General features: G+C 69.6%; 13 protein-coding genes. 4 read left to right on the top strand and 9 right to left on the bottom strand.

The window, feature by feature from the left end; genetic code table 11:
- Positions 1–73: 73 nt before the first annotated feature.
- From ACFVWD_RS20390 to ACFVWD_RS20365, 6 genes are all read right to left on the bottom strand, one after another.
- Positions 74–1750 carry a DoxX family protein gene (locus ACFVWD_RS20390; RefSeq protein ID WP_389597783.1) on the bottom strand — a complete coding sequence of 559 codons (1677 nt, stop codon included), beginning with the start codon at positions 1748–1750 and terminating at the stop codon, positions 74–76.
- 172 nt (positions 1751–1922) lie between these two features.
- On the bottom strand, positions 1923–2864 hold the full coding sequence (rlmB, locus tag ACFVWD_RS20385; RefSeq protein WP_389597774.1) for a 23S rRNA (guanosine(2251)-2'-O)-methyltransferase RlmB: 942 nt from the start codon (positions 2862–2864) through the stop codon (positions 1923–1925).
- A gap of 141 nt (positions 2865–3005) precedes the next feature.
- The gene (gene cysS, locus ACFVWD_RS20380; RefSeq protein ID WP_389597772.1) at positions 3006–4406 is read right to left on the bottom strand and encodes a cysteine--tRNA ligase; all 1401 of its coding nucleotides are present in this window, start codon (positions 4404–4406) and stop codon (positions 3006–3008) included.
- Positions 4407–4547: 141 nt separating this feature from the next.
- Complete coding sequence (gene ispF / locus ACFVWD_RS20375) at positions 4548–5057, bottom strand: 2-C-methyl-D-erythritol 2,4-cyclodiphosphate synthase (RefSeq protein ID WP_389597770.1); 510 nt, start codon at positions 5055–5057, stop codon at positions 4548–4550.
- On the bottom strand, positions 5047–5799 hold the full coding sequence (gene ispD, locus ACFVWD_RS20370) for a 2-C-methyl-D-erythritol 4-phosphate cytidylyltransferase (protein WP_389597768.1): 753 nt from the start codon (positions 5797–5799) through the stop codon (positions 5047–5049). The genes ispF and ispD overlap by 11 nt, the downstream gene beginning before the upstream one ends.
- A 429-nt stretch (positions 5800–6228) precedes the next feature.
- Positions 6229–6711 carry a CarD family transcriptional regulator gene (locus ACFVWD_RS20365; RefSeq protein ID WP_003953493.1) on the bottom strand — a complete coding sequence of 161 codons (483 nt, stop codon included), beginning with the start codon at positions 6709–6711 and terminating at the stop codon, positions 6229–6231.
- Positions 6712–7357: 646 nt separating this feature from the next.
- On the opposite strand from ACFVWD_RS20365, the gene ACFVWD_RS20360 reads away from it, so the two are divergent.
- A complete protein-coding gene (locus tag ACFVWD_RS20360; protein WP_389597766.1) occupies positions 7358–8077 on the top strand; it encodes a DUF461 domain-containing protein in 720 nt (239 codons plus the stop codon).
- A gap of 92 nt (positions 8078–8169) precedes the next feature.
- Here the strand turns inward: ACFVWD_RS20360 and ACFVWD_RS20355 are convergent, their stop codons facing one another.
- Both ACFVWD_RS20355 and ACFVWD_RS20350 read right to left on the bottom strand, forming a co-directional pair.
- On the bottom strand, positions 8170–8850 hold the full coding sequence (locus tag ACFVWD_RS20355; RefSeq protein WP_009340348.1) for a response regulator transcription factor: 681 nt from the start codon (positions 8848–8850) through the stop codon (positions 8170–8172).
- Positions 8847–10124: a sensor histidine kinase gene (locus ACFVWD_RS20350; RefSeq protein ID WP_389597764.1), complete on the bottom strand. Its 1278-nt coding sequence runs from the start codon at positions 10122–10124 to the stop codon at positions 8847–8849. The genes ACFVWD_RS20355 and ACFVWD_RS20350 overlap by 4 nt, the downstream gene beginning before the upstream one ends.
- 233 nt (positions 10125–10357) lie before the next feature.
- Between ACFVWD_RS20350 and phoU the strand changes: the two genes are divergently transcribed.
- The 3 genes from phoU (at position 10358) to ACFVWD_RS20335 (ending at position 12602) form a co-directional block, all read left to right on the top strand.
- Positions 10358–11047, top strand: coding sequence for a phosphate signaling complex protein PhoU (phoU, locus tag ACFVWD_RS20345; RefSeq protein ID WP_067371613.1), 690 nt, complete (start codon positions 10358–10360; stop codon positions 11045–11047).
- A 185-nt stretch (positions 11048–11232) separates the two neighbouring features.
- Entirely contained in the window at positions 11233–11385 is a 153-nt protein-coding gene (locus tag ACFVWD_RS20340; protein WP_167552125.1) for a hypothetical protein, read from the top strand.
- 494 nt (positions 11386–11879) lie between these two features.
- On the top strand, positions 11880–12602 hold the full coding sequence (locus ACFVWD_RS20335; RefSeq protein ID WP_389597762.1) for a hypothetical protein: 723 nt from the start codon (positions 11880–11882) through the stop codon (positions 12600–12602).
- A gap of 191 nt (positions 12603–12793) precedes the next feature.
- Here the strand turns inward: ACFVWD_RS20335 and ACFVWD_RS20330 are convergent, their stop codons facing one another.
- Entirely contained in the window at positions 12794–13258 is a 465-nt protein-coding gene (locus ACFVWD_RS20330) for a hypothetical protein (RefSeq protein ID WP_389597761.1), read from the bottom strand.
- Positions 13259–13727: the final 469 nt, after the last annotated feature.

Genomic DNA, 13727 nt, shown 5'->3' with positions numbered 1-13727 from the left:
CGGCAGTACGAGGACGGGCCCCGCACATTTGATGTGCGGGGCCCGTCCTCGTACTGCCAGGGGGCGATACGCGTTACCCGAGCAGACCGCCGACCAGCTTGTCCGAGCCGCCGGAGGTGCCACCGCCACCGCTCGAACCGCCGGAGGAGGTCGCGCCGCCCGAGCCGGTGCCGCCGGTGCTGGAGCTGCCGCCGCTGGACGTCGGGCCCGCGCTGGTGCTCGGGGCCTGGTGGACCGGCGAGGACTGCTGGGGCGGGGCCTGTCCGGTGCCCTGGGTCTGGCTGGGGCCGCTGGTGACCGTGCCGCCCGTCTCGCGGACCGCGGCACCCGGCGTGGTGGCCGCACCCGACGGCGAGGAGGAGCTGCCGTGGGTGGGCGCCTTGGCCGAGGCGGACGGAGTGGTGGCCTTCCGCTGGGGCGTGCCGGGCTCCTCGGGAAGCGGGGAACCGGGCAGCTCGTTGCGCGGGGCCTCGCCCGGTCCCGGCACGACCACGCGGTCGGCGTCACGGACGGCGCCGCCGAGGAGCGAGCCGATGAGGAGCGTGAGGCCGACGACGACGGCCGAGACGAGCGCGCCGCGGCGCAGCACCCGGTGCCGCAGGTCCCAGATGTCGGCGCGGGGCCCGAGCGTGCGCCAGGCCTCGCTCGCGAGGCGTCCGTCGACGGAGTAGACGGGGGCGCCCGCGATGATCAGCGGGGACCAGGCGGCGAGGTAGATGATGTCCGGCGCGTCGTACGCGGGGACCGTCTTCCAGCTGACGGTGACGATGAGCGCGGCCGACAGCATCGCGCCGACCACGGCGGCGACCCGCTGCCACAGTCCGAGCACCGTGAGGACGCCCACGATGACCTGGAGGAAAGCGATGACGAGGCCGGCACCGACGGGATGCTGGAGCGCGAACTGCCGCAGCGGCTCGGCGACGTCCCAAGGGTGCAGCGTGTTCAGCCACTTGACCATGGAGCCGCGCTTGCCGCCGTCGAAGTAGACGGGGTCGCAGAGCTTGCCCATGCCGGCGTAGGTGGAGATGAAGCCGAGGAAGACGCGGAGCGGGAGCAGCACCACGCCGAGGTTCATCCGGCGCCCGGGGTAGTAGGCGTGCCGGACGGGGTCCGAGCCGTGCCGCCTGGTCGGTGTGCCGCCACCGCCGCCGTCGGGGGCCTCCGCCGCGAACTGCCCGCCCGTGTAGCGCGGTTCGTCGTAGGCGCTGTCCACGCTGCGCATGTTCGGCAGCAGCCGGGTCCCCGCGGAGTCGTGGTCGTGGCCGCGCTGGCTGCCGACGAGGGGGGTCTCGACCGTGTCGACGGTCAAGTCGCCCGCGTAGCCCCGGTGTTCGTCGAGGCGGGGGATGACCTGGGTGGCGCCGCCGGAGTCGCCCGTCGGGTCCGCGGCGCCGTGGCGCACGCTGGTGCTGCGCACGGCCTGCAGAAGGCGGTGGGCGCCGGTGTCGTCGGGGTCGGACCGCCCGCTCCAGACGACGGGCGCGCGGCGGCGGGCCCCGGTGGCCGGGCCGCCCGCTCTGCCCGCCGTACCGACGGCGGGGATCCGCGCGGTGTCGTCGGTGCCGCTCAAGTGCCGTGCGACGCGCCAGGATGGGCTCCGCGTCGCGCCGCCTAGCTGGACGCGGAAGCTCGCATGATTGACGATGACCTGCGCCGGATCGCTCGGCACCTTCACCATGCTCAGCGCGGGAGCGTCGTCGAATCCCGACGAGCGGTCCCCCGTGGGTGTGCGGGGTGTTCTGGTGTCCACACTCATCTAACCGAGTGATGTGTGTTTAGGACACTGCTTTGACTGCGCCGATCTGTCCGGACCGCGTCAAGGTCATCCCGAACATTCCGACGGCCCCACGGGGGTGACTCACTCAGACGTCCACTCAGACATCTGTTCAGACGTCTGTTCAGATATCCGTTCGGACGTCCGCTCAGACGCGTCGGCGCGAGGCCTCGTACAGCACAACTCCCGCCGCGACACCGGCGTTCAGCGACTCGGTGCCGCCCGGCATCGGAATCCGTACCCGGAAGTCGCAGGTCTCGCCGACCAGTCGGGACAGGCCCTTGCCCTCGCTGCCGACGACGATGACGACGGGACCGCCGAGGGCCTCCAGATCACCGACCTCGACCTCGCCGTCCGCGGCGAGTCCGACCACGACGAGGCCGGCCTTCTTGTACGACTCAAGGGCCCGCGTCAGGTTGGCGGCGCGGGCGACGGGCGTACGAGCCGCGGCACCGGCCGACGTCTTCCAGGCGCCGGCGGTCATGCCGGCCGCGCGCCGCTCGGGCACGACGACGCCGTGGCCGCCGAAGGCCGAGACGGAACGGACGACGGCGCCCAGGTTCCGGGGGTCGGTCACACCGTCGAGGGCGACGATCAGCGGGTCCTGACCCTCGTCGTAGGCGGCGGCCGCGAGGTCCTCGGGGTGCGCGTACTCGTACGGCGGGACCTGGAGGACGAGACCCTGGTGGTTGAGCCCGTTGGTCATGCGGTCGAGCTCGGGGCGCGGGGCCTCCATGAGGTGGATGCCGCCGCGCTCACCGGCGAGCTGGAGCGCCTCGCGCACCCGCTCGTCGTTGTCGATGAACTGCTGCACGTACAGCATCGACGCGGGCACGCCCTCGCGCAGCGCCTCCACGACCGAGTTGCGTCCGACGACCATCTCGGCCGTGCCCTTGCCGCCGCGCCCGCGCGGGGCGGGACGGCGTGCGATCTGCTTCGCCTTGGCGCCCGCGATGCGGTTCTTCTTGTGCCCCTTGCGCATCTCGGCGGGCGGGGTGGGGCCCTTGCCTTCCAGGCCCCGGCGTCGCTGGCCGCCACTGCCGACCTGCGCGCCCTTCTTGCCGGACATGCGGCGGTTGTTAGCGGCCATGACCTACCTGTCTGTGTGAGGCGAGCGTGCGTACGCACGTGAAGTGTCGTATATGCAGTGTGCCGCCCGGAGGCCCGGGCGGCACAATCGATCAAGGCCGGGGGCACCGAGGAGGCCCCGAGAAAGCCCCGAGGGGGCCGCTCAGCGAGGGCCGAGCGTCCAGCGCGGCCCCTGCGGGCCGTCCTCGATGACCAGGCCGGACTGGTTGAGCTGGTCGCGGATGGCGTCCGCGGTGGCCCAGTCCTTGCGGGTGCGGGCGGCCTCCCGCTGGTCGAGGACCATCCGGACCAGGGTGTCGACGACGCCGTGCAGATCCTCGCCGCGGTCACCCTCGCCGGCCCACTGCTCGTCGAGCGGGTCCAGCCCGAGGACGCCGAGCATGGCCCGTACCTCGGCGAGGCGGGCGACGGCGGCTTCCTTGTCGTCGGCGGCCAGGGCGGAGTTCCCCTGTCGCACGGTCGTGTGCACGATGGCGAGCGCCTGCGGGACGCCCAGGTCGTCGTCCATGGCCTCGGCGAAGGCGGGCGGCACCTCGGCGGCGGGCTCGACGACGCCTCCCGCCTTCTCGACGACCCGCTGCACGAAGCCCTCGATGCGCGCGAACGCCGATTCGGCCTCGCGCAGGGCCTCTTCGCTGTACTCGATCATCGAGCGGTAGTGCGGGGTGCCGAGGTAGTAGCGCAGCACGATCGGACGCCACTGCTTGACCATCTCGGAGACGAGTACGGAATTGCCCAGGGACTTGGACATCTTCTCGCCGCTCATGGTGACCCAGGCGTTGTGCACCCAGTACGTGGCGAACTCGTCGCCGAAGGCCTTGGCCTGCGCGATCTCGTTCTCGTGGTGCGGGAAGATCAGGTCGATCCCGCCGCCGTGGATGTCGAACGCGGGGCCCAGGTACTTGTGGGCCATGGCGGAGCACTCCAGGTGCCAGCCGGGCCGGCCCCGTCCCCACGGTGTCTCCCAGCTCGGCTCGCCCGGCTTCGCGGCCTTCCACATGGCGAAGTCGCGCGGGTCCCGCTTGCCGGTCTCACCGACCCCGGACGGCTGCTGGAGGTTGTCCAGCTCCTGGTTGGACAGCTGGAGGTACCCGGGGAAGGACCGCACGTCGAAGTAGACGTTCCCGTCCGCCTCGTACGCGTGCCCGCGCTCGATGAGCCCGCGCATCATCTCCACCATCTCGGTGATGTGCCCGGTGGCCCGCGGCTCGTAGGTGGGCGGCAGGCAGCCGAGCACGGCGTACCCGTCGTTGAACGCGCGCTCGTTCTCGTACCCGATCGACCACCAAGGGCGGCCTTGGTCCGCCGACTTGGTGATGATCTTGTCGTCGATGTCGGTCACGTTGCGGATGAACGTGACCTCGTACCCGCGGTAGTCGAACCAGCGGCGCATGATGTCGAAGTTGAGGCCCGAGCGGATGTGCCCGATGTGCGGTGCGGCCTGCACGGTGGCGCCACACAGGTAGATCGAGACACAACCCGGCTTGAGCGGGGAGAAGTCACGGATCTGCCGGGCGCTGGTGTCGTACAGACGAATGGTCACCACTCCAGGGTAGTGGGCACCGGGGAGTGCCCCGCGACCTTCCCTCGCAAGGGGGACGTATTCGTGACATCTGTGGGCGGCCACCGCCCTCTGACACCACCGGCACCGGCACCCCGGCCCCGTCGCTGGGGCCGACGCGCATCAGGGCGTGCGGGCCACCAGGGCCGTGGCGATCGCCATCAGTCCCTCGTTGCGGCCCGGGAAGCCGAGGCCGTCCGTCGTGGCCCCGGAGACCGACACCGGTGCCCCGGCCGCCTCGGAGAGGATCTTCTGCGCCTCGTCCCGTCGCTTCCCGATCTTCGGGCGGGGCCCGACGACCTGGACGGCGACGTTGCCGATGGTGAAGCCCGCCGCGCGGACGATCCGCGCGGCCTCCGTCAGCAGCGTGACCCCGGACGCGCCGGACCACTCGGGCCGCCCGGTCCCGAAGTGGGCGCCGAGGTCACCGAGCCCCGCCGCCGAGAACAGCGCGTTGCAGGCGGCGTGCGCGACGACGTCCGCGTCGGAGTGCCCGGCGAGCCCCGGCCCCTCGCCCTCCCACAGCAGCCCGGCGCACCACAGCTCCCGCCCCTCTTCGAAGGCGTGGATGTCGGTACCGATGCCGACCTGCGGCAGCACCACGGGGAGCGGTGCGGGTGGCTCAGAAGCCATCGTTGGCCCTCCTGCGCGCGAGGACCGCCTCCGCGAGGACGAGGTCCAAAGGACGCGTCACCTTGAACGCCTCCTCGTGCCCCGGCACGACCACCACCCGCTCCCCGAGCTGCTCGACCATGCTCGCGTCGTCGGTCACGTTGTCGGTGACGGTCTCGTGGGCACGGACGAGAGTGGCGCGGTCGAACCCCTGCGGCGTCTGCACGGCCCGCAGCCGCGCCCGCTCGGGCGTGGCGACGACGGGCTCCGGCATCCCCGGCTCGCTCGCCGGCTCGACCTGCTTGACGGTGTCCGCGACCGGCAGCGCGGGTACGACGGCGGGCGCGCCGTCCCGTACGGCCTCGATGACGGCATCGACCGTGTCGACCGGCACGAGCGGGCGGGCCGCGTCGTGCACGAGGACGATGTCGATGCCGGGGGGCAGCGCGTCGAGCCCGTACTTCACGGACTCCTGACGGCTGTCCCCGCCGGGGACGACGAGGAAGTCGGTTCGCTCGGGCAGCGCGTGCGTGTCGAGCAGCGCCTTCACCTCGGCGGCACCGTCGGGCGGGGCCACGACGACGACCAGCGACACCGCGCGGGAGGCGGCCATGGCGCGCACCGCGTGGATGAGCATGGGGGTGCCGTTCAGCGCGCGAAGTGCCTTGGGGGCGCCCGGACCGAGGCGCACGCCCCGTCCGGCGGCCGGAATCACGGCCGCCGTGCGGCCTCCGGACAGCGAGGAGCGCGAATCGTCAGACATCGGTTCCTGTCAGGTTTGTGTACTCGGCGTGCTTGGGTATGGCCTGGGCGTGCCCCTTGCTCGAGCGAAGCCGAGAGCTCGGGGCAGTGCCGGGCGCGAGCCCTGACCGGACCCTTCCGTGACATCCGGTCGAGCAAGCTGTCCGGGCCCGGCACGCCAAGTATCGGGGACGCGGGTATCGACGCGGGTATCGGGGACGCAGGCGTCACATGGGACGCAGGCGTATTCGAGGCCGCACGTTTCCGAAATTGCGCGGGTAAGAACATACCCGGGTACGAACATGCCGCAGCGCCCGGCGACAGCCATCGCGTGGAGCGACGGTAATTACGTCATCGGGCACCGCGGCATTTCATTGCGCAGCTGTGCGGCCTTGTGTGGACGTCGGGACGACCGCCGGATGAGCGGCCACCGTCTCGACGACTGCCTGAGTCAGGACGCGAGAACCTCGTCGAGCAGAGCCTCGGCCTTGTCCTCGTTCGTGTTCTCCGCGAGGGCGAGCTCGCTCACCAGGATCTGCCGGGCCTTGGCGAGCATGCGCTTCTCTCCGGCCGAGAGTCCACGCTCGCGCTCACGACGCCACAGGTCACGCACGACTTCCGCGACCTTGATGACGTCGCCGGAGGCGAGCTTCTCCAGATTTGCCTTGTAACGACGAGACCAGTTCGTGGGCTCCTCGGCGTACGGCGCGCGCAGCACCTCGAAGACCCGGTCCAGCCCATCCTGACCGACCACATCACGCACGCCGACGAACTCCGCATTGTCCGCTGGCACACGCACCGTCAGGTCGCCCTGGGCGACCTTCAGCACCAAGTAGGTCTTGTCCACGCCTTTGATCTGGCGAGTTTCGATGGCCTCGATCAGCGCGGCCCCGTGATGGGGATAGACCACGGTGTCGCCAACCTTGAACGTCATGTGACAGGTACCCCTTCCGTGGCTATCCAGGGTAACACGGAAACGGCGTCTTCTGAATGGCGTTTTCGCAGGTCAGGGCATATCTCGGGGCTTGACAACCGCGACAGGAACGTGCTGCGAAGGGGGAGCGGAAGAGGGTATTCGCAGGTGGGAGCGGCTGTTCAGGGCAAGAGAAACGCGTACGTTACACACACCGGACGTTCCTGACCAGGGTCTGAACATCCCGGTTTGTCCCGCTCCAGGAGCTCGACTTCCGCTACTCCGTTCGGTGAGCGGAGTCGGGTACGAGACGAATCCGGAATTGATCACGGGCCGCGTCGATCTACCGATGATCAATTTTCCGGACCGCCGCGGATTCCTTACCGGAAAACCCCAAGCGGATCTCGTCGCTACTCTCGCGGCAACTCGTACAGCCGCTTATGTGAATGGCGGACGAACAGAAGCTCAAAGTAGCTGATGAGGCGGACCGGAACCACTCGAGGACCGGGGCGCACGAGCGGCGCAACGGGGCTCGCGAGGGCCAAGAGGCGGGTCGGGTGCGGCGGCGTGGGGACGGCTCGGTAACCTAAGGCCGCTGACAGACCCTTAGGGCGGCTTTACACCGGAGCCGCTCTGTTTCGCCCACGTTCAAGGAGTTGCCGCCGCCGTGAGCAGCAGCCTTCGACGCGGCGCCCTCGCCGCCGCCGCCATCGCGTTCTCGCTCGCCTCGCTCGCCGCGTGCGGCGCCGGCAACAACGCACAGACGCTGGAGGTCAAGCCGGACAACGCGGCGACCAGCGTCGGCGACATCAAGATCCAGAACGCCCTCGTCATCACCCAGCCCGACGCGACGTCCACGGGCCCGGCGGTGGTCTCCGCGACCGTCTTCAACAACGGCCGCACCCCGCAGACCCTCGACTCGGTCAAGATCGGCGGCGACGGCGTCGCCCAGATCACGCCCGCCAAGGGCGGCGGCAAGCTGACCATCCCCGCCGGCGGCCACGTCATCCTGGGCGGCGAGGGCAACGCCTCCGCGGCCCTGAGCAACCCCGGTGCGGCCGTCAAGGACGGCAACGCCCAGCCGATCACCTTCACCTTCAGCAAGACCGGTGATGTGAAGCTGCGCGCGTTCGTCGTCCCGGCCGAGAGCTACTTCACCAAGTGGGGCCCGACCAACATCCCCGCGGCGCCCGGCGCGACGGCCACCGGCTCCGCGACCTCCTCGAAGTCGCCGAAGACCTCGAAGACCTCGAAGACCTCGAAGTCGCCGAAGGCCTCGACCTCGCCGTCCGACTCCGTCTCGGGCACGCCCACCGACGCGGCCTCGGCGAGCGCGACGGCCACGGGCACCGCCACCGCGACGGCCTCGACGTCGGCCGGCCACTGATCGAGCACGCACGAAGGGCGGTACCCCGAAGGGTGCCGCCCTTTGCCGTACGTGTGGTCGCGTCGTACGTGCCGCCGTCTGACGGAGCCGGTTTACGGCTCGAACTTGTAGCCGAGGCCACGCACCGTGACCAGGTACCGCGGCGCGCCCGGGTCCGGCTCGATCTTGGCGCGCAGACGCTTCACGTGGACGTCCAGCGTCTTGGTGTCGCCCACGTAGTCGGCGCCCCACACCCGGTCGATGAGCTGCATACGGGTCAGCACGCGGCCCGCGTTCCTGAGCAGCATCTCCAGGAGGTCGAACTCCTTCAGGGGGAGGTCGACCTTGGAGCCGGAGACGGTCACCACGTGGCGGTCGACGTCCATCCGGACGGGACCCGCCTCGAGAGCGGCCGGGGTGACCTCCTCCGGCTCCCCGCGGCGGCGCAGGACGGCCCGGATGCGGGCGACCAGTTCGCGGGAGGAGAAGGGCTTGGTGACGTAGTCGTCGGCTCCTATTTCCAGCCCGACGACCTTGTCGATCTCGCTGTCCTTGGCGGTGACCATGATCACCGGGACGTTGGAGCGGCCGCGCAGCTGGCGGCAGACCTCCGTACCGGGCAGCCCCGGCAGCATCAGGTCGAGGAGGACGAGGTCGGCGCCGTTGCGCTCGAACTCGTCGAGTCCGTCGGGCCCGGTGGTCGCGATGGCGACCTCGAAGCCCTCCTTGCGGAGCATGTACGACAGGGCGTCGGAGAAGGACTCCTCGTCCTCGACGACGAGCACACGGGTCACGGAAGGACCTCCGGAGCGGGAAGCGGTTCATACGGGGATGTGACGGTGGTCGTCCCGTCGGGCTGCCCGTTCTCGTCCTCATCGTCGAGTCCGGGCATGTCGTGGTCGATCCCGCGGTCGCGGGCGGCGGCCGCCTCCGGCAGCCGCAGGGTGAACGTGGAGCCCTGACCCTCGGAGCTCCACACCGTGACCTCCCCGCCGTGCGAGGCGGCCACGTGTTTGACGATCGCGAGACCGAGACCCGTACCGCCGGTCTGGCGGGAACGGGCCGGGTCGACGCGGTAGAAGCGCTCGAAGACGCGCTCCCGGTCCTTCTCCGAGATGCCGATGCCCTGGTCGGTCACGGCGATCTCGATGAGGTCTCCGCCGGGCGCGGTCACCCGGCGCGCGGCTATGCCCACCCGGGTGCGGGCGGGCGAGTAGTTGACGGCGTTCTCGACGAGGTTGCCGAGGGCTGCGGCCAGCTGGCCCCGGTTCCCCCAGATGCTCAGGTCGGCGGTGCCGCCGGCGGCCATGGTGATCTGCTTGGTGCCGGCCTGGTGGCGGCACCGGTCGATGGCCTCGGCGACCAGCTCGTCCACGCGGACCGGCTCGGCGTCCTCGAGGGGATCGTCGTTCTGCACCCTCGACAGGTCGATGAGCTCCTGGACGAGGTTGGTGAGCCGGGTGGCCTCTATCTGCATACGTCCGGCGAAGCGCTCGACGGCCTCCGGATCGTCCGAGGCGTCCATGACGGCCTCGGAGAGGAGGGAGAGCGCGCCGACGGGCGTCTTGAGCTCGTGGCTGACGTTCGCGACGAAGTCGCGCCGTACCGCTTCGATCCGCCGGGCCTCGGTGAGGTCCTCGACGAGGAGCAGCACGAGCCTGGAGCCCAGCGGGGCGACCCGCGCGGAGACGGCCAGGGCCTCCCCCCGTCCGGTTCCCCGCCTCGGCAGATCCAGCTCGACCTGGCGTATTTCCCCGTCGCGACGGGTGTCGCGGGCCATCTGCATCATCGGATCGACGGCGAGCTTGCCGCCGCGCACCAGCCCGAGGGCATACGCGGCGGAGCTGGCCTTGACGACGGCGTCGGCCTCGTCGAGGACGACGGCCGAGGACCGGAGCACGGAGAGCACCGTGTCGACGCCCGGCGGAAGCACCGGGTCCGTGTGCAGAGATGTGCGGGTGGGGCGTTTCTGGTCGCGCTCGCTCCAGCGGAACGCCAGCATGGCGATGACACCGGTGAGCACTCCGGCGATCGCTGCCGCTGCGGCGACCGCCGCGTTCACGTCCATGCCCCCAGGTTAGGCATGTCGTCACGCCAGGCCACAGCCATCGGAGTGCGACCTCGAACACTCGTCGCCCAGAGTTCACCCAGGAGCCAGGGATGGTTCATTTGGGGTGACTGAAACGGACGCGTACGGGCCGGAACGTGGGAGCGTGGGGTTCACGGGGCCCGTCCGGCGGTCCGTCCGGCGGGCAGCCCGGCCCCCGGGCCCCAAGGTGACGTAAGAGAGGGACGAAGCAGATGCGTGACGCGTACCACGAGGAACTTGACTCGATCGGCGACGGCCTGGTCGAGATGGCCCGGCTCGTCGGGTCGGCGATCGGGCGCGCCACCACGGCCATCCTCGACGCCGATCTGAAGCTGGCCGAGAGCGTGATCGCGGCCGACCAGAAGGTCGACGATCTCCAGCACGAGCTCGAAGCCCGCGCGATAGCCCTGCTGGCCCGCCAGCAGCCGGTGGCGACGGACCTGCGTATCGTCGTCACCTCGCTCCGCATGTCCGCCGACCTGGAGCGCTCCGGCGACCTGGCCCAGCATGTGGCGAAGCTGGCCCGGCTGCGCTTCCCCGAGCGGGCGATCCCGCACGACCTGCACGCCACGATCCTGGAGATGGGCCAGCTCGCGCAGCGCCTGATGGCGAAGGCGGCCGAGGTGATCATCACGAAGGACGTCGACCTGGCGCTCCAGCTGGAGCAGGACGACGACGAGATGGATCTGCTGCACCGCACGCTCTTCCAGCACCTGCTGGACGACCGCTGGAAGCACGGCATCGAGACCGCCGTCGACGTCACCCTGCTGGGCCGTTACTACGAGCGCTTCGCCGACCACGCCGTGTCGGTGGCCAAGCGTGTGGTGTACCTGGTGACGGGTGAGCACGCGGACGAGCTCCAGCCCGACATTCAGCCGGTCACGGGGGCGGAAGGCGTCTGAGGTCCGGGAGTAGGGGGCTTCCGTCTCACTCCGGGGGCGCGGGCGAGCCTCAGTGCGCCGTTGATGCGCCCAGTGGAGCGGGCATGCAATGGGGGTAGGCACCCGTGCCTCGCCTAGGCGTATAGGCGTATAGGCGTAGGCCCCCGGCCTCGATGCCTCATTGAGGCCTCATTGAGGAGGACACCATGGCCGATTCTCCCGCCACGCCCGACCCGACCCTGGACCGCGACACCGACCAGCCCGCCGACATCAAAAGCCTCCCGCTGTTCGGCGCCTGCGGCTGCGGCTCCGGCTGCGGCTGCGGCTGCCAGTCGGGCAACCCGTGCCAGTGCGGCTGATCACGTAGCCCCACCCAGAGGGGCCCCGTCACCACGACGGGGCCCCTTCTGCATGCGGTCACCAGGCCTGAGGACCCGCCAGGACCTGGGTTTTCGCTGGTCGGGAGCGGTGGGCCCGTGCGCCTGGTGGTCGTCGTTGGTCGTCCTTGGCCACTGTCGAGCGACCTCGCACGGCCCAGAGACGGCCCAGCTTCTGCGCGCTCGGTTGACGGCTGGCACCTTCAATGGCCCCGTCTGAACCTCAGCCAACGACAGCCAGCCACGACGGCCGGCCTGCGCCGACGGCGCCTGAGCCCTCAGCTTGGGAAGCTGCGAGCATTCGGGGCCGGATTGGGGACTGATCTGGGCGAACGGCTGTGATGCAGCCTCGTCGGGCCAGGTTGCTTTCACCGTGGTTCCCCGCTGTTCCCCGCTCGTTCTGGTGCGGTTGTGGTGCGGCTCTGGTGAAGACGCAGAGGCAGGAGTGTCCGCGCGTCTCGTGCCATGATCCTCGGGTGCTGCAGATCCCGGGATACGAAGGCGGCCCTTTGGTCGAGGGGAGCACCTATCTGGACGAGCCCTTGTTCTGGCCGGTGCACCTCGGTAGCTGTTTGCGCGGTGAGGACGCGCAACGAGCCGCGTTCGGTGCCGACTGGGATGCGGCCATGGATCTGTACCGCGCGCTCTCCGCCGACCGCCAGTGGCCAGTGTTCAGCGTGCCCCTGCGCTCCGGCCACACCATCTACGTCGTCTACCGCAACCTCGACGGAGACCGAGGGGTGGACTACCTGATACGTCAACCGGCTTGGCCCGCAGCGGAAACCCTCGCAGTGGACGACGGCCATTTCATGGGGCCCGGCACGGCCTGGCCGGAACTGCTGTCCGCTGCTCGACAGCCGGCACAAGAGGGCGTTGGTGATACCGATGCTCGCCTCCTGCTGCTCTTTCCGACACTTGGCGATGCGTTGCTCCCCGACGACGCGGCGGTTCCCCTCACTGCCGCGCTTGCCGCTCTCACCTTGATCGAAGAGCCCACCGAAGTAGCGGGGATGCTCCTGGAGAACCAGGGCCAATGGGAGCCTGCCCACTGGCGGTTGGCAGACGGCGTCTGGATCAACGACGGCGGGCACTCCTACCGAAACCCCTGCAACGCCTTTGCTTTCCCGGAGAGGCGTCTCCGGGAGATCAGCAACGCTTTGAACGGTGAGGAGCGACGGCCGTACCGGGCATCCGACTGAAGCCCTGAGCTTGGGAAGCTGCGAGCTTTTGCGGCCGGTTTCGGCGCTGACCTGGACGAACGGTTTGTTCGGGGCCTCGATGGGTGCTGACCCCTTCTCCGTGGTTCCCCGCTGTTCCCCGCTCGATCTGGTGCGGTTGTGGTGCGGTCCGGTCGGCGTTTGGAATCAGCCCAGGGACCTGTGCAAGTACCTCAGAGGTGCTGCTTCGCTGAGACGACGAGTCGGCTGATGTCGTCACGGGTCCGTGCTCTCAGCTCGTCCAGCTCGGCCCTGGCGTCCGCCTTGGGTAGCTCCGTGATGTTCGCCAGCACGTCTTCCGCGGTCCGACTCAGCCTCCCGTCATCCGTCAGCATCTGGACCCGGAATAGGGCCTCCTGGGCGCTGGAGCGCAAGTCGTAGGCGCGGATACGCACCGCGTCGGGGTCCTCCGGTGGCGGCTGCTCATGCTCACAGAACCACAGATGGACCAGACAGCGGCGATAGTTGACCAACGCGCCGGCGTAGGCGGAGTAGGCATCGAGTCGCTCCTGCCGAAGCTTCTCGCGGCGGGTGAACTGATGGCTCCTGTCGGTGGTGCGCTGTTGAAACGCCAGAGTGATCCCCGACCCAAGCAGGGTTCCAAGAACGGCTATGGCGCTGGCGATGATGGACTCCACGCCTCAAGCTGATCACGCTTCGCCGTCGCCGGTGGGCTGCTGGCCCGACTTCGCTGCCAAGTTGGCGATGCCCTCGGCCCACGCTGAGACCGAGGGCACGACCTTCTGATCCGTAGCTCTAAAGGGAACGCTCAGCGACGGTCATTCTGGCTCCCAAGGGGCCGGGGAACGTCACGGACCGTCATGCTCGGTTGCTGGGGTTGCTGTACCTCGCTGCTGTACAGCACTGGCGGTAGCCACCGCATTAGGAGTCCGAACCGAGGACAGCACGGCAGCACAACCACGAAGCTATGGGCGCCTGGAGTACCCCTTGCCATCGTAGAAGGATTCGCCGGGCCTCCTGCTGAAACCCTTGCCGTCATAGAAGGATTCGCCCGGCCTCCTACTGAAACCCTTGCTGTCTGTAAAGGATTCGCCAGGCTTCCTGCTAAAACCGGCATAATCGTCAAAATTCTCTCCGGGCCTCCTC

Origin of the sequence: Streptomyces sp. NPDC058086 (genome assembly GCF_042885015.1) — a bacterium.
Classification (GTDB): Bacteria; Actinomycetota; Actinomycetes; order Streptomycetales; family Streptomycetaceae; genus Streptomyces.
Note: the sequence above shows the minus strand (reverse complement) of the source record. Positions and strands in the feature narration are given on the sequence as shown.

Bases quoted from the DNA above. Each gene is read 5' to 3' on its own strand.
- rlmB (WP_389597774.1), bottom strand. From the start codon at position 2,864: ATGGCCGCTAACAACCGCCGCATGTCCGGCAAGAAGGGCGCGCAGGTC.
- ispF (WP_389597770.1), bottom strand. From the start codon at position 5,057: ATGGCTTCTGAGCCACCCGCACCGCTCCCCGTGGTGCTGCCGCAGGTC.
- ispD (WP_389597768.1), bottom strand. From the start codon at position 5,799: ATGTCTGACGATTCGCGCTCCTCGCTGTCCGGAGGCCGCACGGCGGCC.
- ACFVWD_RS20365 (WP_003953493.1), bottom strand. From the start codon at position 6,711: ATGACGTTCAAGGTTGGCGACACCGTGGTCTATCCCCATCACGGGGCC.
- ACFVWD_RS20350 (WP_389597764.1), bottom strand. From the start codon at position 10,124: ATGGACGTGAACGCGGCGGTCGCCGCAGCGGCAGCGATCGCCGGAGTG.
- phoU (WP_067371613.1), top strand. From the start codon at position 10,358: ATGCGTGACGCGTACCACGAGGAACTTGACTCGATCGGCGACGGCCTG.
- ACFVWD_RS20340 (WP_167552125.1), top strand. From the start codon at position 11,233: ATGGCCGATTCTCCCGCCACGCCCGACCCGACCCTGGACCGCGACACC.